This is a genomic window from Pseudomonas sp. B21-028 (genome assembly GCF_024749045.1).
GTDB lineage: Bacteria > Pseudomonadota > Gammaproteobacteria > Pseudomonadales > Pseudomonadaceae > Aquipseudomonas.
The window spans coordinates 3,940,010-3,958,790 of record NZ_CP087184.1 but is presented as its reverse complement, the minus strand read 5'-3'; the positions used below and the strand labels follow the sequence as shown (position 1 = coordinate 3,958,790).

The 18,781-nt window shown below is 56.4% G+C and carries 21 protein-coding genes; 13 read left to right on the top strand and 8 right to left on the bottom strand.

Translation table 11 applies throughout. The features are described from left to right. Positions 1-235: 235 nt before the first annotated feature. The 5 genes from LOY35_RS16650 to LOY35_RS16630 all read right to left on the bottom strand — a co-directional run bounded on the left by LOY35_RS16650 (position 236) and on the right by LOY35_RS16630 (position 6,353). Complete coding sequence (locus tag LOY35_RS16650; RefSeq protein ID WP_258624913.1) at positions 236-496, bottom strand: hypothetical protein; 261 nt, start codon at positions 494-496, stop codon at positions 236-238. A 486-nt stretch (positions 497-982) separates the two neighbouring features. After that, complete coding sequence (locus tag LOY35_RS16645; protein WP_258624911.1) at positions 983-1,408, bottom strand: hypothetical protein; 426 nt, start codon at positions 1,406-1,408, stop codon at positions 983-985. Continuing rightward, positions 1,386-3,464: a hypothetical protein gene (locus tag LOY35_RS16640; protein ID WP_258624910.1), complete on the bottom strand. Its 2,079-nt coding sequence runs from the start codon at positions 3,462-3,464 to the stop codon at positions 1,386-1,388. The genes LOY35_RS16645 and LOY35_RS16640 overlap by 23 nt, the downstream gene beginning before the upstream one ends. After that, positions 3,457-4,413, bottom strand: a complete 957-nt coding sequence (locus tag LOY35_RS16635; protein WP_258624905.1) for a hypothetical protein — start codon at positions 4,411-4,413, stop codon at positions 3,457-3,459. The genes LOY35_RS16640 and LOY35_RS16635 overlap by 8 nt, the downstream gene beginning before the upstream one ends. A 665-nt stretch (positions 4,414-5,078) precedes the next feature. After that, a complete protein-coding gene (locus tag LOY35_RS16630; protein WP_258624904.1) occupies positions 5,079-6,353 on the bottom strand; it encodes a site-specific integrase in 1,275 nt (424 codons plus the stop codon). 71 nt (positions 6,354-6,424) lie between these two features. On the opposite strand from LOY35_RS16630, the gene dnaQ reads away from it, so the two are divergent. Together dnaQ and LOY35_RS16620 are read left to right on the top strand one after the other, a co-directional pair. Then, positions 6,425-7,177 carry a DNA polymerase III subunit epsilon gene (dnaQ, locus tag LOY35_RS16625; protein WP_258624903.1) on the top strand — a complete coding sequence of 251 codons (753 nt, stop codon included), beginning with the start codon at positions 6,425-6,427 and terminating at the stop codon, positions 7,175-7,177. Positions 7,178-7,460: 283 nt separating this feature from the next. After that, positions 7,461-8,075, top strand: a complete 615-nt coding sequence (locus LOY35_RS16620) for a GNAT family N-acetyltransferase (RefSeq protein ID WP_258624901.1) — start codon at positions 7,461-7,463, stop codon at positions 8,073-8,075. On the opposite strand, the gene LOY35_RS16615 is transcribed toward LOY35_RS16620, so the two are convergent. Together LOY35_RS16615 and LOY35_RS16610 are read right to left on the bottom strand one after the other, a co-directional pair. After that, positions 8,041-8,934, bottom strand: coding sequence for a LysR family transcriptional regulator (locus LOY35_RS16615; protein WP_258624899.1), 894 nt, complete (start codon positions 8,932-8,934; stop codon positions 8,041-8,043). The genes LOY35_RS16620 and LOY35_RS16615 overlap by 35 nt on opposite strands. Positions 8,935-9,012: 78 nt before the next feature. Beyond that, positions 9,013-9,246: a hypothetical protein gene (locus tag LOY35_RS16610; RefSeq protein WP_258624898.1), complete on the bottom strand. Its 234-nt coding sequence runs from the start codon at positions 9,244-9,246 to the stop codon at positions 9,013-9,015. Positions 9,247-9,425: 179 nt separating this feature from the next. Between LOY35_RS16610 and LOY35_RS16605 the strand changes: the two genes are divergently transcribed. The 6 genes from LOY35_RS16605 to LOY35_RS16580 all read left to right on the top strand — a co-directional run bounded on the left by LOY35_RS16605 (position 9,426) and on the right by LOY35_RS16580 (position 13,688). Next, positions 9,426-9,983 carry an NADPH-dependent FMN reductase gene (locus LOY35_RS16605; RefSeq protein ID WP_041024171.1) on the top strand — a complete coding sequence of 186 codons (558 nt, stop codon included), beginning with the start codon at positions 9,426-9,428 and terminating at the stop codon, positions 9,981-9,983. 306 nt (positions 9,984-10,289) lie between these two features. Then, on the top strand, positions 10,290-10,724 hold the full coding sequence (locus LOY35_RS16600) for a DUF6678 family protein (protein WP_258624895.1): 435 nt from the start codon (positions 10,290-10,292) through the stop codon (positions 10,722-10,724). 83 nt (positions 10,725-10,807) lie between these two features. After that, the gene (locus tag LOY35_RS16595; protein WP_258624894.1) at positions 10,808-11,071 is read left to right on the top strand and encodes a hypothetical protein; all 264 of its coding nucleotides are present in this window, start codon (positions 10,808-10,810) and stop codon (positions 11,069-11,071) included. 382 nt (positions 11,072-11,453) lie between these two features. After that, positions 11,454-11,783: a DUF6124 family protein gene (locus LOY35_RS16590; RefSeq protein ID WP_258624892.1), complete on the top strand. Its 330-nt coding sequence runs from the start codon at positions 11,454-11,456 to the stop codon at positions 11,781-11,783. Between the two features lie 233 nt (positions 11,784-12,016). After that, positions 12,017-12,367, top strand: a complete 351-nt coding sequence (locus LOY35_RS16585) for a metalloregulator ArsR/SmtB family transcription factor (RefSeq protein ID WP_258624890.1) — start codon at positions 12,017-12,019, stop codon at positions 12,365-12,367. 37 nt (positions 12,368-12,404) lie between these two features. Next, positions 12,405-13,688 carry an arsenic transporter gene (locus LOY35_RS16580; RefSeq protein ID WP_258624888.1) on the top strand — a complete coding sequence of 428 codons (1,284 nt, stop codon included), beginning with the start codon at positions 12,405-12,407 and terminating at the stop codon, positions 13,686-13,688. Positions 13,689-13,820: 132 nt separating this feature from the next. Here LOY35_RS16580 and LOY35_RS16575 read toward each other — a convergent pair whose 3' ends face one another. Continuing rightward, entirely contained in the window at positions 13,821-14,786 is a 966-nt protein-coding gene (locus tag LOY35_RS16575) for a DUF1853 family protein (protein WP_258624886.1), read from the bottom strand. Positions 14,787-14,889: 103 nt separating this feature from the next. On the opposite strand from LOY35_RS16575, the gene LOY35_RS16570 reads away from it, so the two are divergent. From LOY35_RS16570 to LOY35_RS16550, 5 genes are all read left to right on the top strand, one after another. After that, a complete protein-coding gene (locus LOY35_RS16570) occupies positions 14,890-15,780 on the top strand; it encodes an NAD(+) kinase (RefSeq protein WP_024776985.1) in 891 nt (296 codons plus the stop codon). Beyond that, entirely contained in the window at positions 15,777-16,751 is a 975-nt protein-coding gene (locus tag LOY35_RS16565) for a metallophosphoesterase (RefSeq protein WP_408981260.1), read from the top strand. The genes LOY35_RS16570 and LOY35_RS16565 overlap by 4 nt, the downstream gene beginning before the upstream one ends. Beyond that, on the top strand, positions 16,748-17,623 hold the full coding sequence (locus LOY35_RS16560) for a rhomboid family intramembrane serine protease (protein ID WP_258624884.1): 876 nt from the start codon (positions 16,748-16,750) through the stop codon (positions 17,621-17,623). Before LOY35_RS16565 ends, LOY35_RS16560 begins: the two co-directional genes overlap by 4 nt. A 68-nt stretch (positions 17,624-17,691) precedes the next feature. After that, a complete protein-coding gene (locus LOY35_RS16555) occupies positions 17,692-17,952 on the top strand; it encodes a YeaC family protein (protein ID WP_041024166.1) in 261 nt (86 codons plus the stop codon). After that, positions 17,949-18,779, top strand: coding sequence for a DUF2797 domain-containing protein (locus LOY35_RS16550; RefSeq protein ID WP_041024165.1), 831 nt, complete (start codon positions 17,949-17,951; stop codon positions 18,777-18,779). Before LOY35_RS16555 ends, LOY35_RS16550 begins: the two co-directional genes overlap by 4 nt. Positions 18,780-18,781: the final 2 nt, after the last annotated feature.

Here is an 18,781-nt window from a genome sequence, read left to right as displayed (position 1 = left end):
CTTGCTATCCGTCTTCTCGAAAAGGCTGCACGATCAACTGCCAACCTGCTTCTTAAACTCAAAAAAGCTTCTGATTCCGCCTGCTTCAGAATGCCTCTCTTCGCCTATGGTCCTGAGCTAAGCAAGTTCCGGCACCGACTTCGCTAGTACCCCTCCACCAAAAAAAAGCCATTACGTCATCTTTTTTTGAGGAAGGGCCATCATGCCTATCTTTTCCATCGCGGCTGACCTTGATTCAGCCGGAGCTATCCGTTGTGAGCATTGTCGGGATCGTAACGCAACCCATATTGAGCTTTCCCGAAACCATGAACACGACCCGGATGAACACGTTGTCGTCTGCGCTCACTGCGCCTATTTGGCTGGCCTGAAGTACTGCAACTGCGGCAGTGAGGTTATTGTCTTGGTAGATGCAGGTGTCGGTCGCGTCGAGTTTATTCCTGTTTATGCTCCAGACCATCTCCCTGGAGGCGGAGACGATAGTTGCAACTGCGGCCATCTCCGCCTTCGTCTTCAACCCGCGATAGTCGAAGCGGTTGCGCAGCCAGCGCTCCGCGCCGGGTAGTCCTGGCTGAAACCTGCAAGGTGGTCCAGCCGGCCACCTTGTTGCTATAGCGAAAACGAAGCCTCGTCCATATTCTTACAGACAGTTCGGACTAACTGAAAAGTGACCGGGGCAGCAGGAAAATGCAGAACAATGGAAAAATGAATCTGAATCACCTTATTTTTACTCGACCTCATGAAGGCGAACGATCCAGTTGAAATGGGGGATTTTAACAAGAATTAGCCCATCGATATTACATCCTCTAGAGGCAGCAGGTTCGTTCCTTAATGCGGTTTCCTGCCATCCTCATCTACTTGCCCAACCCTAGCAGTCGCCTCCTAGTCCCCCAAGAACTCCTCCTGGTCATTTTCGCGGCTCCCATCGCGCTACTACCCTGCCATATCCGGCACACCCTGGCTCGCGTTCAGTCCAAGCGAACCCTTAGCATTTAATAATTTTTGATTGAGATTTGTCTTTTGTAGGGATTGGCTTCATTAACTCAACTTTAGATACTTTGTGAAGTGCGGAGTTGTAGATCATTCTCTGTAAAGTTTCATGGAGCATGTCAATCTGAAATTGTAGTGAGTTTATGTCTTTCTCAAGCCGTTGAATTTTATGAACGGCGGTGGCCATATTTTTAGGCTGATTTGGAGATTTTTGGGTTCGTGCGCGAATCTCCTCCTTCTTGGCTTTATATTCAAAGCTCAGAACGGATTTAGATGATAGCGCTTGTCTGGTTGGTATGTAATCTAAATACAACTTAGAGGACTGGCATATGGCATCCCAAGAAAGTCGTTCTTCACTGGGCCAGGAGCGGATGGTTTCGGCAATTTTTTTAATGACTTTATTGGGAATTGGTGCTGGCATTGTTCTCTTCCATTAATAATTTTAAGCAGTCCAGTACATCGTCACTGAGGGTGCTATTAGTAAGTGAAGGCTGTTCTATTGATGTTGATGAGACTTTTTGGATAATCCGCTGTTCGTGACTGAAGTCTAGTGCAGTACTTTGGATTGGCGTGCCGTCAGGGATTTCGGGCGATGTCATGATTTTCACCAACTCAATATACCGGTTGTAGCGAATATAATGCGACTCATACCATCGATCTGCTGCACGGTTGCCAGCCTTTATCTCTGCGAATGCGGCGTCAAGGTTTTCTTTGATTGAATCTCGCTCAAACTCAATTTCTTCAATTGAACGCTTATGTCCTTTACAAAAAACGTGTTCTGAGCAGTTCAAGCAATCCTTAAATTTATTGCAATAACTCACGGTCCAGTCGTGATTACAGATTCCATAAGGAGTCACAATGGTAGGTCCTTTTGGCCGTGCGTTTCGATACTCCTCTGGTGTGATCGGTTCATGGGGAATAGTGATCACGGGGATTCGGTTTTCTGCAATTTTTTGTGCAATTCGCTCCGGATTTTCATGCATGTAGGTAGCCGTCTGCCGCTTTGAGGCACGAGTGCTCCATTCTGTGATGACTTCAATCGGCACACCTGCCTGCTGAGCCATTGTATTTAGAAGATGGCGAAACTGGTGTGAGTTTAGCTTGATATCTCCATAATGATGCTTGTGAAAAAAACTCATCGTTACTTCTTTGTTGCGGCGTTGTAATATCTGGTTAGTTATCCTTTTGCCGTAATAATCTCGGTTGTAGGGTGCGAGAAACACTGGGCTGGATGACAGATAGGATGAGAGTTGATTGTATCGAAGGCACATTAGCGACTCAGACATCTTTAGTCGATGATGGCCTTTAATTTCTGGTGCTTGGTAAGGGAAATTCGGGTTGAGCTTTTGGTTGTGTTTTACCACGATTTGCCAAAGTGAATTTAGGGTGAATCCGGTTAAAGAGTAATGGCCGGTGTACTTAAGTAGAAACGTTTCAGCCGAGCCAATGGTTTTGAACCCAAGCGCGTCTTTTACCTGGGTCGGTGTGAGCAATGCGTTGTCTGCAACATCAGGACAGCTTCCGTGACGGTAGAAGCGTTTATTTCCGCTTTCTAAATATAGTGCAAGCTTTCGCCCCTCATTTGTAATTTCTTGAAGGCGATGAATCGCCTCCTCAGTCACGGGGGCTACAACGTCGATGACCGCTTTCACCATGTATCGTTTTGTTTTTGGAGAAAAGCCTTTCAGAATTAATTCAGGCTCTCCATTTTTGTTTAGCTCATAGGAGTGGGGCGTTGTTCGAAAAAAAGCTAACTCACCGATACGAACTGGAAACGACAGCAAGAGAGCCGTGGTACAGGTAATAAAGATATCTTCTTCATCTTGTTGCGTGGTATAGCCATTGGCGAACACTTCAGCGATAGCCCAAATAGCATCGGAGCAGGGGAGTTTTGCCTCTTTTTGCTCTTGGCTCAGATTTTCTGGGGCGCCAGGGTTCTTCAATTTACCAACAAAAGGGTGGGTCCAGATGACCCGGTTGGTTGTGAGTTTGTTTGAGGATATGGTCAAGCCTAGTACTTCCAAGGCACCACCCACTCCGGAGCGATCTTGAATATTTTCTTCTAGCAAGATGTGGCCAGCTGTAACAAAGTGTCGAGATTCAGCATTGTAGATAGACGCATGGCCATCTAAACGAATCATCGCTTCTTCAAGTAGCTGAAGCGCCAAAATGCTACGTGTGAATGTTTGTGTAGGTTTGATGTGCTGGGTATACCGAATGTAGGCTTTGGCGAAATCCCCAAATTCAGCCGACATGAGATCCTCGGGTTGAGGGGATTTAGTCTTGTGAAGTTTTCGACCCTTAAGGTTTAAAAAGCGAATTTTTCTCAACGGTGTTTGCCAGCAGTAGTCAGACCAGCTGAATCCAGGAAAATCCGACCAAAGAGTTATTTTGTTTTTTGCGAGGTCAATAAATCGCACCAGATTTTCTTCAGCGACCAAGGAAGCCTTTGGTCTAAAAAGTATAACGTTATCCAAGGTTATGGTCCTCAAGCATAAGTTCGCGCGCCTTGCACATAGCAATTACGTGTCTTACGGCTTCTTTTTCTCGTTCATAGTCAATATGAGCAAGTATGTTATGGCCGCTACCAAAGAGGGGGACTTGGCGTTGCCGTTCTTCTTTTTCTATCAGCATCTCTAAGACCTGCTCGTGCGGACCATGAAGCCAGGGTTCGAAGTTAGGGCAGCGATAACACCCGATTGGAACACCTGCTGCGCAGGCATCGCGCTCACCGCAATTTCCTAGGCCTGAGTCCGATCGACCGTTCAGCGCGACTCTGCTGGCTTTGTCGTTGCGTGTTGCGTCACTTTCCTTGTCTCGAATGGGTCCAGTAAATGCCCTTACAATTGGCGCCATGGCTGTGCCGATGACTCGTAACTCTCTAGCTTGTTCGGCAAAATCTTTATAGTAAACATCAAGGGTTTTGTCGGTCTTGTGACCAATCCAAAATTGCAGTTGTGCTCTCGGAACCCCTGAGCGTGCAAGTTGCAATATTCGGGTATATCGGTTTCGGTACGCACCTTCCTTCAGGATTTCGCCGGTCCTTTCGGAAACGATCTTCGTTCCATACTCTCGCCGAGCAATCAGTTTAGAAATACTAGCTACAGGGCAATGGAGCAGTCGACTGGAATAAATGAACTCAAGTTTGCTCTCGTATTTTTTTACCTTTTCGATGCGATGCTCTAACCACCCAAAGCTAAACAATGGGAGTTGAAAAGCTTCCTCCCGGGTTAAGGTAAATCCGGATAGGTTTTGAAAGTCATCTATGGTTTTTTGTGCGGTTTGCTGACAAAGCGTCCAAAACTCGTCATTTAATGGATGTATTTCGGGCGCGGACTGACGAAATCCACCGGCTCCCTTTTCTTTTGCACCCGGAAACTCGAACCGCTTGCCGCTGACTCCTTGAGCTTCGCCGTGTTCTTTCAAGTCGCCGATCTTGGCATGCGCGAATTGAATAGGACGCCTCCCATACTGTGCAGATAGAAGGCATAACGTAGACTTATCCAGAGGAGATATCCCGTTCTCTAAATCATGCCAGAGGGTGTACACAAGGTCGTCGTACTCCTGCTCGGTGTACCACCCCTCAGTAGGGTCGTCGGACCGAATCCTGCTCCCTGCGGGTCGGGTTGGAATCGGCGACTGCAAAATAGAAAGTAGTTCAGCTGCCTCCCCTGATATCCCGGAGTAACCTAGTTTATGCCACAATAGTAGTATTCGTTTCACATCATGGAAGAAACCGGCAGACGAGAGATGTGACAGTGCCTGTAAGGCGTGGATGCAGTCCTCCCCAATACTCTCGCATGGGTAGCTCAAGAGAAGTCTGTTCAAATTGTTGATGCTTGCCCAAATTACAGCAGGTGCATATCTGCCATCGCTACACATTCTAGTTATGGTGTCAGCAAATCCTTTATAGGACTCTAATGATAAGTTTTCATATATGGCCCCGGCTTTTGCGTGACCAAGTCCTACTATCTCAATTGATTCATCATGGTATGTGATAAAAACCGAATTGTTGGTGTTTTTCCGCTGTTGGTGGGAAAAATGCTGTGGTCGTTCGAGAGTAGAGGTTTTGGTGACCGCGCTCGGGCTTTTCAATGGCGGCGCTTCCTGCGTTCAGAAACATGATCCGCCGTACTGAGACCTGTTTTAGCAGCGCCTTCCATGATGTGGCGGAAGTTATAGAGCTTTGGCATATCTGAGTCAGGTGCCCATCCCATCAAGTAACAACGCTGTGACGTTTCCTCAGCTTCACTCAGGCCTTTTTCTTTCGCAGACACTGAAAAGCGGTAGTTCCAGTCATGACGTAGCAAATGCGGGTGGAGATCACTTAAAGCTGGGTACTTCTTGCGAAGCAATCCCAGTGCATTATAAAAGGCACTCAGTTCCAAAGGTTGGCCCTGGTGCTCGTTAGGGCGATGGTTGATGAAGATGAAGTCATCGTCACGGAATTCAGCGTTTGGAACGTTTGCACGGCTCTTTAGGTAATCTTGGATTTTCATAGATAACTGTTCGGTAATCGACAAATCCCGGCCTAATGTTTTGGCCACAGGTTGGCGCAATCGTCGGTCGAACGCGTCATCGTGATTCCGTTGAATACGCAACACTGCGTGGTCGCCCCCACGGGCGGGCGTGAAGTCTTTGAGTTTGAGAGTGAGTACCTCGCCAATCCGCATACCGGTTTCGTACAAAATTTCTAGCATCGTGGCATTGCGAAACGCGGCACCAACATTTGCGGGCCGATCAACATGAGCAGTCGGATTACTGAAAAACTCGATCAATGCCTCGCTCATGTCAACTGTCAGATGTTTGGCAATCATCTCCCTGTTTCTCTGGTGTTTCGAGCCGGTAGGCACAACCAGGGTGTCCAGCGCGTTGAGCATGCGAGTGATGCTCTCGCTGATCTCAGTATTCGAGTTATGGATCAGCTGATGAGCAAGCCATTCTAGATAATTGGTGGCATGTCTACATCGGGCGTTAAACTTAATCGCATCGATCGATTCGGTGGGAGACATACGGTTGCGGGCAAGAAAATCGCCCAGTGTGCCGATCTCGGCTGGAGTTAGCAGCTGTCGACTTGTAAAGCGCTCATCCAGGTCGATCCGATGCTTATCGGCCCACTCATAAACGCATTTCACCGAGCGCAGGATTTCACGCTGGCTGTTGTGCGTAAGCCCCCACAGGTTCTGCCCGCAGTACAAGGTCGGATAGAATAGGGGGATTCCTCCTTGCTCAAGGTCGCAAAGCTGGGAGAAATGCACGTGCTGTGTGGAGATGTAATCGAGCACTGACAGCTTCATCGTTTTTACATTTCCTTGAGTGAGCAGATTTGTAAGAAGGTTTTTACATTTCTCAGGTGCATCATGCAAGTGGAAATCTCCGTAGAAGCTTGGTATAATTGGCCTTAAGGGTGGAAAGGCGAGTGAGGTATTAACAAAACATGGTTAACAGGATAGTAGTACTGGATACCGAAACCACCGGCATGCCGGTGACCGATGGTCACCGGATTATCGAGATCGGCTGTGTCGAGCTGATCGGTCGGCGGCTGACCGGTCGCCATTTCCACGTCTACCTGCAACCGGACCGCGAAAGTGACGAGGGCGCCATCGGCGTCCACGGCATCACCAACGAATTTCTGGTGGGCAAGCCGCGTTTCGCCGAAGTGGCCGATGAATTCTTCGAGTTCATCCAGGGTGCGCAGCTGATCATTCATAACGCGGCGTTCGACGTTGGCTTCATCAACAACGAGTTCGCCTTGATGGGCCAGCACGACCGGGCTGATATCACCCGGCATTGCACCATCCTCGACACCCTGATGATGGCCCGCGAGCGGCATCCGGGGCAGCGCAACAGCCTCGATGCCCTGTGCAAGCGCTATGGTGTCGATAACTCCGGCCGTGAACTGCACGGCGCCTTGCTCGACTCCGAGATCCTTGCCGACGTCTACCTGACGATGACCGGCGGCCAGACCAGCCTGTCCCTGGCGGGCAACGCGTCGGACGGCAATGGGACCGGCGAAGGCTCGGGTGCCCAGGCCAGCGAAATTCGTCGTTTGCCCGCCGACCGTCGGCCCGCCCGGATCATCCGTGCCAGTGAAACCGACCTGGCCGAACATGCCGCACGCCTGGAAGCCATCGCCAAGTCCGCCGGTGCCCCGGCACTGTGGACGCAGTTGGCTGAAGCCAACCAATGAGGCGTTGACGTTTGAATCCCTGTGGGAGCGAGCCTGCTCGCGATAGCGGTCGAACAGTCACTCTTGAGGTGACTGGCGCACCGCTATCGCGAGCAGGCTCGCTCCCACAGGGAGTAGTAGTGTCATTGTTTATTATTCATTTCTCGCCACAATCGCCAGTACCTTCTAACCTGAGGTAACGGCAGTCCATGGGTAGCCGCTTGATGTACACAGTTTCGAGAGGCAAGGGCAATGGATTGCAACGTGCCATTGGTTGGCTCAAGGAATGAGGACCTTTCCCAGTATGCAGTCGGTCATGAATCCCAAACACCCCGGCCTGTCGGTGCGGGTCGTCGATGACGGCTTCGCTGTGTACATATGGGGCAGTGACTTCAGTTTCGAAGTCAGCGCCTATGGCACGGCGCAGATCGGTCGTCCCGTGAGCCAATGGCCGATAACGCCCATTGTTCCCTATCGAAAGTGCTATGGCATCGACCCGGAAGAGTTCAGCAGCTTCCACGACGCGCCGGACAGCGAGATTTTCATGGCCTACCTGGACGACCAGCCGGTGGGACACCTGGTGGTCAGCACCAACTGGAACGGCTTTGCCCACATCGACGAACTGGCGGTGCATGCCCCCGCCCGTCGTCATGGGGTGGCCAAGGCCTTGCTCGACGTGGCGCAATTCTGGAGTCGCAAGAAAAAACTGCCGGGGATCATGCTGGAAACCCAGAACAACAACCTGGGAGCTTGCCGGCTCTATGAGCGCTGCGGCTATGTGCTCGGCGGCATCGATCAACTGCGCTATCGCGGGATCGACCGGCATACCGCCGAAGTGGCGTTGTTCTGGTATCGGTTGTTCGACGATCCGTTGGGCATGTCGGTCAATGGTTCAGCAACGCCTCGGCTTGTTCCGTAACCAGCTCCAGCAGCGATTGAAGCGTGGGTGACGCGGGCGCGTCGGTCAGGCGCAGGGCGTAGAGGCAGATGGGAATGGCGGGCGACACCGGGCATACGTCCAGCCCGCCATCCTTGGCGCCCGAGGCGGTAAAGGGGTCGACGATGGCCAGGCCTTCGCCGGCCTCGACCATGGCGCGCATCATCTGGTGGGTCTGGACGCGGATCTGGATCACCGGTGCCGGGCGCAGCGCTCCGAGTTTATTGTCGAATGCGGGGCTCAGTGGGTCCTGGCCATCGAGCCCCACCAGCGACTGGCCCGCCAGATCCTGAAGCGAAATGTATTTTTGCCGTGGCTGCAGCCAGCCGTGAGGGGCGAGCAGTTGCAGTTTGCCTTGGGCGATCATCTGGCAATGGATGTCGGGGTGCTCGGGGTCGTGCAGGCTGACGCCAAGGTCGCTGTCGCGCAGCAGCAGGCCGCGGACGATCTCGCGGGTCGGTTGGCTCAGCAGCGTGCACGGCGCATCCGGATAGCGGCGGCGCAGGGCGGCCATGCTGCGGGGCAACAATTGCTGGGCCAGTGGCGGGGTGCAGATGATCCGCAGGGGCGGTGCCTGGTAGTGTTTCAAACTGCTGGCCAAGCGCTGCACCGGCTCGAGGGCGTCGTACACGCCTGTGATGCCGTCGCGCAGTTCAAGGGCTTCCCGAGTGGCCTGCAAGCGTCCGCGCACGCTGGCGAACAGCATGAAGCCCAGTTGAGCCTCGGCATCGCGCAGAGTCGACTCGACTTCAGCGACCGGTAATTGCAGCCATTCGGCCGCCGTGCCCAGGTGGCCGGTCTGCAACAGCGCCTGGATCACTTCGATGTGGCGTAATCGCATGCAGGAAGTCCATGTGCGGCGGGGGAGCCATTGAATGGCTGAATCCTAACCCAAGTCCGGGCATGACTTCTGCTTATGTCATAAAGCTATTTGTGGTTCGGGTTCACGCACCAGTTCGATACCGGATTGCACCAGCAGGAACCTGTCGTCATCGAGCTTGCTGACCCGATCACCAATGGCCAGCTTGTAAGTGGTGACAGGCTCCTTGCCGTTTCCGTCCGGCGACGGGGTCGATTCCTGGAACTCATGCACCGAATAGACGCGACCTTCGGCGTCCCGCGCATGGAATTGTCCGACAAGTACTGCTGCCATTGCTTAGAACCTCTGGAAATAGATCACTCGATTTACGGTTCTGTAGACCTTGGTCATGCGCGGTAAGTTTTCCTACAAGAAAAAAATAGTCCAGGCGGCAGGTTTTCGGTTTTCCGCTGGTCCAATAATCCTCCCGATCATCTATAAGTAGAAGTCCTGTCCCTAGCCGAGAACCTCCAATGAGTAATGTCTATACAGTGGCCGTTTTAGTGGGAAGCCTGCGCAAGGCGTCGATCAATCGCAAGTTGGCACTGGCGCTGGCGGACCTGGCGCCTGCCAATTTGAAGCTGGAGATCGTCGAAATAGGCGACTTGCCGCTCTACAACGAAGACATTGATGTCTCGCCGCCGGCTGCCTACAGCACCTTCCGCCAGCGGGTAGGCGCCGCCGACGCCTTGTTGTTCGTCACGCCGGAGTACAACCGTTCCGTGCCGGCACCGTTGAAGAACGCCATCGACGTCGGTTCGCGTCCCTATGGCCAGAGCTGCCTGAGCGGCAAGCCGGGTGCGGTGATCAGCGCCTCGCCGGGTGCCATCGGCGGTTTTGGCGCCAACCATCACCTGCGCCAGTCCCTGGTGTTTCTCGATGTGCCGTGCATGCAGCAACCGGAAGGCTACCTGAGCAACGCCGGCACTGCGTTCGACGAGGCGGGCCATGTGTCGGAGTCGGTGAAGCCGTTCCTGCAGAAATTCATCAATGCCTATGGCCAGTGGGTGGAGCAGCACAAGAAGGTCTGATGTCCCTGGCACCTTAGGCAAATAAAACACCTGTGGCGAGGCAGCAAGCTCCCTCGCCACGGGTTTATCTGTCGCTTCAAATCTTCAACGAAACAGGGACGGATTCATTTGTAGGCGCCCCTTTGTGGGAGCGAGCCTGCTCGCGAAAGCGGTATGTCAGTCGCTGAGATGTTGGCTGTGCCGCCGTCATCGCGAGCAGGCTCGCTCCCACACGTTCCGAAGCGAACCAGGATTTGTGTCCACTGCAAACCCGTGGGAGCCAGATCTGACGTTTCCAACGTATTACCTGTTCTCGATAGGGCTCTTATGAGTGAACTACCAACGGCCGGCGCGGGCCACGATGATGCGATGCGAGGGAAGATAAAAGCCGCTGTCGCTGCAAGAAATTTGGCAAGCGCATCAAACAACACAAAGTGGGATGAGCTGATCAGCCACTTCCGCCAGCGCGAGGGTTGGCGCCCGTCTTACCGGTACAAGTCAGTGACAGGCTATGTCTCAGGTTGGGATGCCGAGTGGTTTTACCACCTGCCGTTTCCATTTGCGGGTGTCGAGTGGTTCGACATAGGTGTGTTCGAGGACGGCCCGTTTGTCGGGCAGTTGCTTGCACATGCAGCAGTCGACCATAGCGATGAAATATCGGAAGTTGTGGGGCAGATTGGATTTGAGTTTGAAGTGCGTGCAGACGTTTTGAGGATCTGGGGGTATTTGCCGAAATCGTATGAAGACTTTCCGCCAGCCTGATAGTTGCTTTCATCTGGACGCGAGCCAGTTCGCAAGGGGCTCGCTAGAATGGTTTTTTTCTCAACGCCTCAGGATACCGCCGAGTGCATGACCGCTATGTTGCTTCCCGCAAGAGGATGGTCTGGGATCTAGCCAATGCTCGTTTGTTAGTGGGGCAGCGCCTTACCATCTTGCTACACGATCAGTACTACTTTAATGGTGAAAAATGTCTGGGGGACATTGGATCGTTATCGTGGCGCTTTGGCGATAATCAGGCCATTTCAATGTACCTGTTGAGCGATGGGGAAAGCGTGGGCGCTGATCTGGAAAACCCGGAGCTCCCTGTAGCCTTTGAGCTTAATGGATAACGCTTAGCAGGAAAACAGGCAGATTCGTTATCGAACGTATGTAAGTCCCGGTGTAGGACACGGCCGCTCCAGGCTACACCGCCTTGCGCCATTGCCTACAACTGCGCCAGAATCCGCCGGCTTGTGCACCTGAGGCGCGGGTTCTATCGTTTGCCAGTCGCTGATTTATCAGTGATCGGGTTTGGTAGCCCGGGTCGTTGGTGCATAGCGTCACCTCCGCAAGCGCATTCATGCGCTTTGTCTTTTGGTGGCCATGCGCAGGGTCTCTCCGGAGACGCCGGTTCCAATGCCCGGTCTACCAACCTTCGTATGGCCGCCACCCTAATTCGTTTGGTAGCGAGAGGGTGATGTCTCCTTTTTAAATTGCATTGGAGCTTCAACCATGTTCAAACCAACACCCAATCCGCCAGACACCGATCCAAACCCAGCAGCCTTCGACAAAGCCGCCAACCGCGCCCTCGATTTCTACCTCAAACCCGAGCCCGACACGAATCCACCGCCAGGCCAGCTCTTCACCGTTGTGAACGGCATCGACACCGAGTGCCTGCTCGCGAACCTCAGTGAAACCCTGGCCTCGGCCGACGCCATGATCAGCGACCTGGCCTTCGAACTGGACGGTTCGCGACGGCATGTGGCGTTGGGCATTCAGCAATTGATCGAGCTGGGCGGATTGCTGGCGAATCGGGCGCTGGATAACGTCGATCCGCGCTAGCTGGCACATTCAACCTGTGGCGAGGAGATTTATCCCCGCTGGGCTGCGAAGCAGCCCCAAAGCCCTGCGACTCGGTGTATCAGACGGATTGAGTCGCCTGTGTTGGGGCTGCTTCGCAGCCCAGCGGGGATAAATCCCCTCGCCACAAGGGGGTGTTGCAACACAATCGCTGCTTTACTGAATATTCGCGTTTCCATATATTCATCCTTCGCTTCCCCAGACTTTTTTCCGTCATGTCCAATCCCCACAATCCCGTCGATGTTTTCAAGGCCCTGGCCGACGACACCCGGACCCGCATTGCGTTGCTGGTGGCGCGCGAGGGGGAGTTGTGTGTCTGTGAACTCACCGCTGCGCTGGACCTGAGCCAGCCGAAAATCTCCCGACACCTGGCGCAGTTACGGCATGCCGACCTGCTCAGTGACCGGCGGCAAGGGCAGTGGGTCTACTACCGTCTGCACCCACAGCTGCCTTCTTGGATCAGCACCTTGCTGGAGCAGGCGCTGGCGGCCAATGCGGCCTGGCTGGCGGCGGATGTCGAGCGCCTGGCGGCGATGATCGATCGTCCGGTGGCGCGTTGCTGCTGACGCTTCTTATCAATCTCTCTTTCCAAGGCTGTAGCGCATGCTTGTCGCGTCATTGATTTTCCTGCTGACCATTACCCTGGTGATCTGGCAGCCCAAAGGGCTCGGCGTTGGCTGGAGCGCGACGTTCGGCGCGTTGCTGGCGTTGTTGAGCGGGGTGGTGCAGATATCTGACATCCCGCTGGTGTGGCAGATCATCTGGAATGCCACCGGTACCTTCGTCGCGCTGATCATCATCAGTCTGCTGCTGGACGAGGCGGGATTCTTCGCCTGGGCGGCGCTGCACGTGGCCCGGTGGGGGCGGGGCAGTGGGCGCAAGTTGTTTGCGTACATGGTGCTGCTCGGTGCCCTGGTGTCGGCGTTGTTCGCCAATGACGGCGCGGCGCTGATCCTCACGCCTATCGTGATTTCCATGTTGCTGGCTCTGCGGTTCTCTCCGGCGGCGACCCTGGCCTTCGTGATGGGGGCCGGTTTCATTGCCGACACCGCGAGTCTGCCGCTGGTGGTGTCGAACCTGGTGAATATCGTCTCGGCGGATTTCTTCGGTATCGGCTTCAACCGCTACGCGGCGGTGATGGTGCCGGTGAACCTGGTGGCCGTGGCGGCTAGCCTGGCGATCCTGATGTGGTTTTTCCGCCGTGATATCCCGCGAGATTACGACCCGCATCAACTGGACGATCCAGCAAGCGCCATCCACGACACCGCCACGTTCTATGCCGGCTGGGCCGTGTTGGTGATTCTGTTGCTGGGGTGCTTTGCCCTGGAGCCCCTGGGCATTCCAATCAGTGCCATTTCGGCCGTCTGCGCCGCGTTGCTGCTGACGATTGCGGCACGCGGTCACAAGATCTCCACCCGCAAGGTCATGAAGGAAGCGCCGTGGCAGATCGTGATCTTCTCCCTGGGCATGTACCTGGTGGTCTATGGCCTGCGTAACGCTGGGCTGACCGACTATCTGGCCCGCTGGCTCGACGCTTTCGCCGGCTATGGCGTGTGGGGCGCGGCGATGGGCACCGGGGTGTTGACGGCGTTGCTCTCGTCGGTCATGAACAACCTGCCGACGGTGCTGGTTGGCGCGTTGTCCATTGATGCCAGCCAGGCCAGTGGCGTGGTGAAGGAAGCGATGGTCTATGCGAACGTGATCGGCAGCGATCTGGGGCCGAAGATCACGCCGATTGGCAGCCTGGCAACGCTGCTATGGCTGCATGTGCTGGCGCGCAAGGATATCCGGATTGGCTGGGGTTATTACTTCAAGGTCGGGGTGGTGTTGACGGTGCCGGTGTTGTTGGTGACGTTGGCGGCGCTGGCGTTGCGCTTGTCCGTCTAGGCCGTAGCGACGCTATCACGAGCAGGCTCGCTCCCACAGGGGATCCAGGGCAATCACAAAATTTGTGTTCACTGAAGATCCATTGTGGGAGCGAGCCTGCTCGCGATGAGGGCCGCCCAGGCACCGCTAAACTCAACCATTGCCCGGCACATCCGGCCACGGATCCGCCACCAGGAACACCCGCTCGGCCTCTTCCCACTCACCTCCGGCGTTTTCACTCAGACGCACCATCAACTGTGCCGGGGCCATCGGGTCCAGGGCCAGCCGCCAGGCGTCCAGTTGCTCGATGCTCCAGGTCTGCTCCGCCGGATGGTGGGCTGGCGCCAGCCAGGCGGCGCGGGGCAGGGGTTGCCAGCGGCCCGGCGGGCGCTGGGCGATGAATGCCGACCAGTCCCGTTGACGCAGCCAACTGCCGCGCAGATGCCTGGGATGCGCGCCGCCTGGCGGTTCGGCCTGTCCGGGCCAGGGGTAGAGCAGGTAGCCCCCCAGCCAGAGCTCGGAGCGAAACCGCTCGAGGCCCGCCGGTTCAATACCCAGTGCCGCCAGGGCTTCACGGCTCTCCGGGCGTGCCGAGATCGGTAACTGGTGTTCCCGCAGATGAGTCAGTTTGCGGTCGAGGCGGTCATGACAGCCCGGGCCAAGCCACTGCGCTGTATCCCGGCCATCATCCTGTTGCGGTCCCAGGTACAGCTTGATCGCCAACTCCAGATGATGAATGCCGTCCTTGTCACGCAGCAGCAGGTCGAGTTCACCCAGGGTCTGACCTTCGCGGCGGATCGGCAGGTTCGCGGCGATCAGCTCGATGCCCGGTGCGTGCTGCACAGCAAATTGCCACAACCGCTCGTAATAGAGGCCCAGGCGCTGGGTCCGTCCCTGGGACAGCCAGTGCAGCAACGGGTAGCTGTCGCGGTCCAGCTGCTGCAACCAGTGTTCCAGTCGATGGGGGTGTTGGACCCAGTCGCTGCCGCTCAGGGGATGACGTTGGGGCCAGGGCGTGTCGATGAGCATGGGCGGGGCGAGTATCACCCACGCAAGATCGCGCACCTCGGGATGGCGCAAGCGGCGGGGCAGGTCCAGCAATTCGGGAAACAGGATCATTTTGCGAGCATAGCCTGTAGGGAAGGCTTAAAGAATTTTGTCTATGGGCCGCTTTCGCCCATAATCGGGTTTTTCGCCCGCCGCAGACCCTCGCAGGAGCCCCATGGAGCAATTTCGCAATATCGGCATCATCGGTCGCCTGGGCAGTTCGCAGGTGCTGGACACCGTTCGCCGCCTCAAACGCTTCCTCCTGGAGCGACACCTGCATGTGATCCTCGAAGATACCATCGCCGAAGTGCTGCCGGGCCACGGCCTGCAGACCTCGTCGCGCAAGATGCTCGGCGAAGTCTGCGACATGGTCATCGTGGTCGGCGGCGACGGCAGCCTGCTGGGCGCCGCGCGGGCCCTGGCGCGGCACAACATTCCGGTGCTGGGGATCAACCGCGGCAGCCTCGGTTTCCTCACCGATATCCGCCCCGACGAGCTGGAAACCAAGGTGGCCGAAGTGCTCGACGGCCATTATCTGGTGGAGAACCGCTTCCTGCTGCAAGCCGAGGTCCGCCGTCACGCCGAGGCCATCGGCCAGGGCGATGCCCTCAACGACGTGGTGCTGCACCCCGGCAAATCCACGCGCATGATCGAATTCGAGTTGTACATCGACGGCCAGTTCGTCTGCAGCCAGAAGGCCGACGGCCTGATCGTCGCCACGCCGACCGGCTCCACCGCCTATGCGCTCTCCGCCGGTGGCCCGATCATGCACCCCAAGCTCGACGCTATTGTGATTGTGCCCATGTACCCCCATACCTTGTCTGGGCGACCCATCGTGGTCGATGGCAACAGCGAGCTGAAAATCGTCGTGTCCAAGGATATGCAGATCTACCCGCAAGTGTCCTGCGATGGCCAGAACCATTTCACCTGCGCGCCGGGTGACACCATCACCGTCAGCAAGAAGGCGCAGAAGCTGCGCCTGATCCATCCACTGGATCACAATTACTACGAAGTCTGCCGGACCAAGCTCGGCTGGGGCAGTCGATTGGGAGGTAGAGGCGACTGATGCTCGATCCCGCGCGCAGTTACGATCTGATCGGTGACGTACACGGATGCGCCTTGACCCTGGAACACCTGCTGGACCGTCTCGGTTATCACAAGCAGGGCGGGGTCTGGCGGCATCCGTCGCGCATGGCCGTGTTCCTGGGCGATATCATCGACCGTGGGCCGCGGATCCGCGAGGCGCTGCACATCGTCCACGACATGGTCGTGGCCGGCCAGGCGTTGTGCATCATGGGCAACCACGAGTTCAACGCCCTGGGCTGGAGCACGCCGGCACCGCCCGGCAGCGGCCAGCGCCATGTGCGCGAACACACGCCGCGGCATGCCCGCCTGCTCAAGGAAACCCTGACCCAGTTCGAGCAATACCCTGACGAATGGCACGACTTCCTCCAGTGGTTCTACGAGCTGCCGCTGTTTGTCGATGCCGGTCGCTTCCGGGTGGTCCACGCCTGCTGGGATGCCGGCCTGATCGAACCGTTGCGGGGCCTGTTCCCGGATGGTCGGATCGACGAACCGTTTCTCCAGGCTTCGGCGCAGGCGGGCAGTTTCGCCTGCACTGTGTTCGATCGCCTGCTGCGCGGCACCGACATGCGCCTGCCCCACGGCATGACCCTGACCGGGGGCGATGGCCTGACCCGTTCGTTCTTCCGCACCAAGTTCTGGGAGGACGATCCGAAAACCTACGGGGACATCGTGTTTCAGCCCGATGCCTTGCCCGAACCGGTGGCACGCAGGCCGTTGTCCCCGGATGAAAAGAACAATCTGCTGCGCTACGGCGTCGATGAGCCATTGCTGTTTGTCGGTCACTACTGGCGCAGCGGCAAACCCGCGCCGATCCGCTCGAACCTGGCGTGCCTGGACTACAGCGCGGTGCTCTACGGCAAGTTGGCCGCCTATCGCCTGGACCAGGAAACCCAACTTGATCCGAACAAGTTCGTCTGGGTCGATGTGGAACGGCCGGAGATGGTGAAATGAGCCTTGTCGCGGTGTTGCGCCTGCCTTTGGCGGTGGACCTGAGCGGTTTCGTCAAGCTCCTGCAGCGCATGCAAGTGCCTCACCGCGTCAGCGAAGAGGCGGGCGAGCAGGTGCTCTGGGTGCCAGACGAAATCGGTGAAGACGTGCGTTCCCTGTACGCGCGTTTTCCGGTGGGCGATCCGGAGCAGATGTTGGAGCTTCCAGCCATGGGCACCGCCACGCGACGGCCCGGGTTCGTCGAACAACTGACCCGAAGCCCCGTCACCGCCCTGGTACTGTTGCTGAGTCTGATAGTCAGTGCCGTGACCTTGCTGGGAGATAATCTCCAGGTGTTGCGGTGGCTGACCTTCCTGGACTTTCGTGTGGTCGGTGACTACATCCAGTTCTCGCCCCTGGCCGACAGCCTGGCGGCGGGGCAGTGGTGGCGCCTGGTGACGCCGATGCTGATTCACTTCGGCTTCCTGCACATCGCCATGAATGGCATGTGGTACTGGGAGCTGGGGCGGCGGATCGAAGCGCGCCAGGGCAGTATCAACCTGCTCGGGCTGACGCTGCTGTTCAGTCTCGTGTCCAATTTCGTCCAGTATGCTGTCAGCGGGGCGACGCTGTTCGGTGGCTTGTCAGGTGTGTTGTACGGTCTGCTGGGCCACTGCTGGATCTATCAACTGCTGGCGCCGAACCCGGCTTATCACTTGCCCCGTGGGGTCCTGGTGATGATGCTGGTGTGGCTGGCACTGTGCCTGTCCGGGCTGGTCTCGATGATCGGCTTCGGCGAAATCGCCAACGGGGCTCATGTCGGCGGCCTGCTCGTCGGCTGCCTCACGGGCTTGTTGGGCGGGCTGTTTGCCCGTCGTAAAATGCCCCGGCAATGATCCGAATGCCCCAATAGTCAGCTTTACCTTTTTTATTATTGGCACTTAAACGAACGCGCGGAGACCCCATGTCCTCGTTCAATGAAATGATCCAGAACATCACCCCCGACATCTACAAGAGCCTTAAGCTGGCCGTGGAAATCGGTAAATGGGCCGATGGCAACAAGCTCACCGCCGAACAACGCGAGTTGTCGTTGCAGGCGATGATCGCCTGGGAAATCCAGAACCTGCCCGAAGAAGAGCGCACCGGCTACATGGGCCCGCAGGAGTGCCAGTCGAAGTCGATCGAGGTGCCGAACATCCTGTTCAAGTCGGATGCCATCCATTGATCGAGATTGGCCGCGGTGCAATCAGCAAGATGTCGGCGCGCCTGGATGGGCCGACCGTTCAATATGCCTTTCGCCTGGGCGATGTCGAGGTGCCGGTCAACCCGTTGATCGGCAGTACGGTGCGCCTGGAGTTTCTCGGCGCGATCCACTGCAGCCACTGCGGACGCCGGACCAAGACCAGCTTCAGCCAGGGTTATTGCTACCCCTGCATGACCAAACTGGCGCAATGCGATATTTGCATCATGAGCCCTGAGCGCTGCCATTTCGAGGCGGGCACTTGCCGCGAGCCGGCGTGGGGCGAGCAGTTCTGCATGACCGATCACGTGGTGTACCTGGCCAACTCCTCGGGCGTGAAGGTCGGGATTACCCGCGCCACGCAACTGCCGACCCGCTGGCTGGACCAGGGCGCGAGCCAGGCGTTGCCGATCCTGCGGGTGGCCACGCGTCAGCAGTCGGGGTTCGTCGAAGACCTGTTCCGCAGCCAGGTGGCGGACAAGACCAACTGGCGCGCCTTGCTCAAGGGCGATGCGGTTGCGGTGGATCTGCCGCGGATCCGCGATTCGTTGTTTGAAAGTTGCGCCCCGGGATTGCAGGGCTTGCAGGAACGATTCGGCCTGCAGGCGATCCAGACCATAGCGGACGTCGAACCGCTCGAGATCCGTTATCCGGTGGAGCAATATCCGGCCAAGATCGTCAGCTTCAACCTGGACAAGGACCCGATTGCCGAAGGCACGCTGCTGGGGATCAAGGGCCAGTACCTGATTTTCGACACCGGCGTGATCAACATTCGTAAATACACGGCTTACCAGCTCGCCGTGCATCAGTAGAA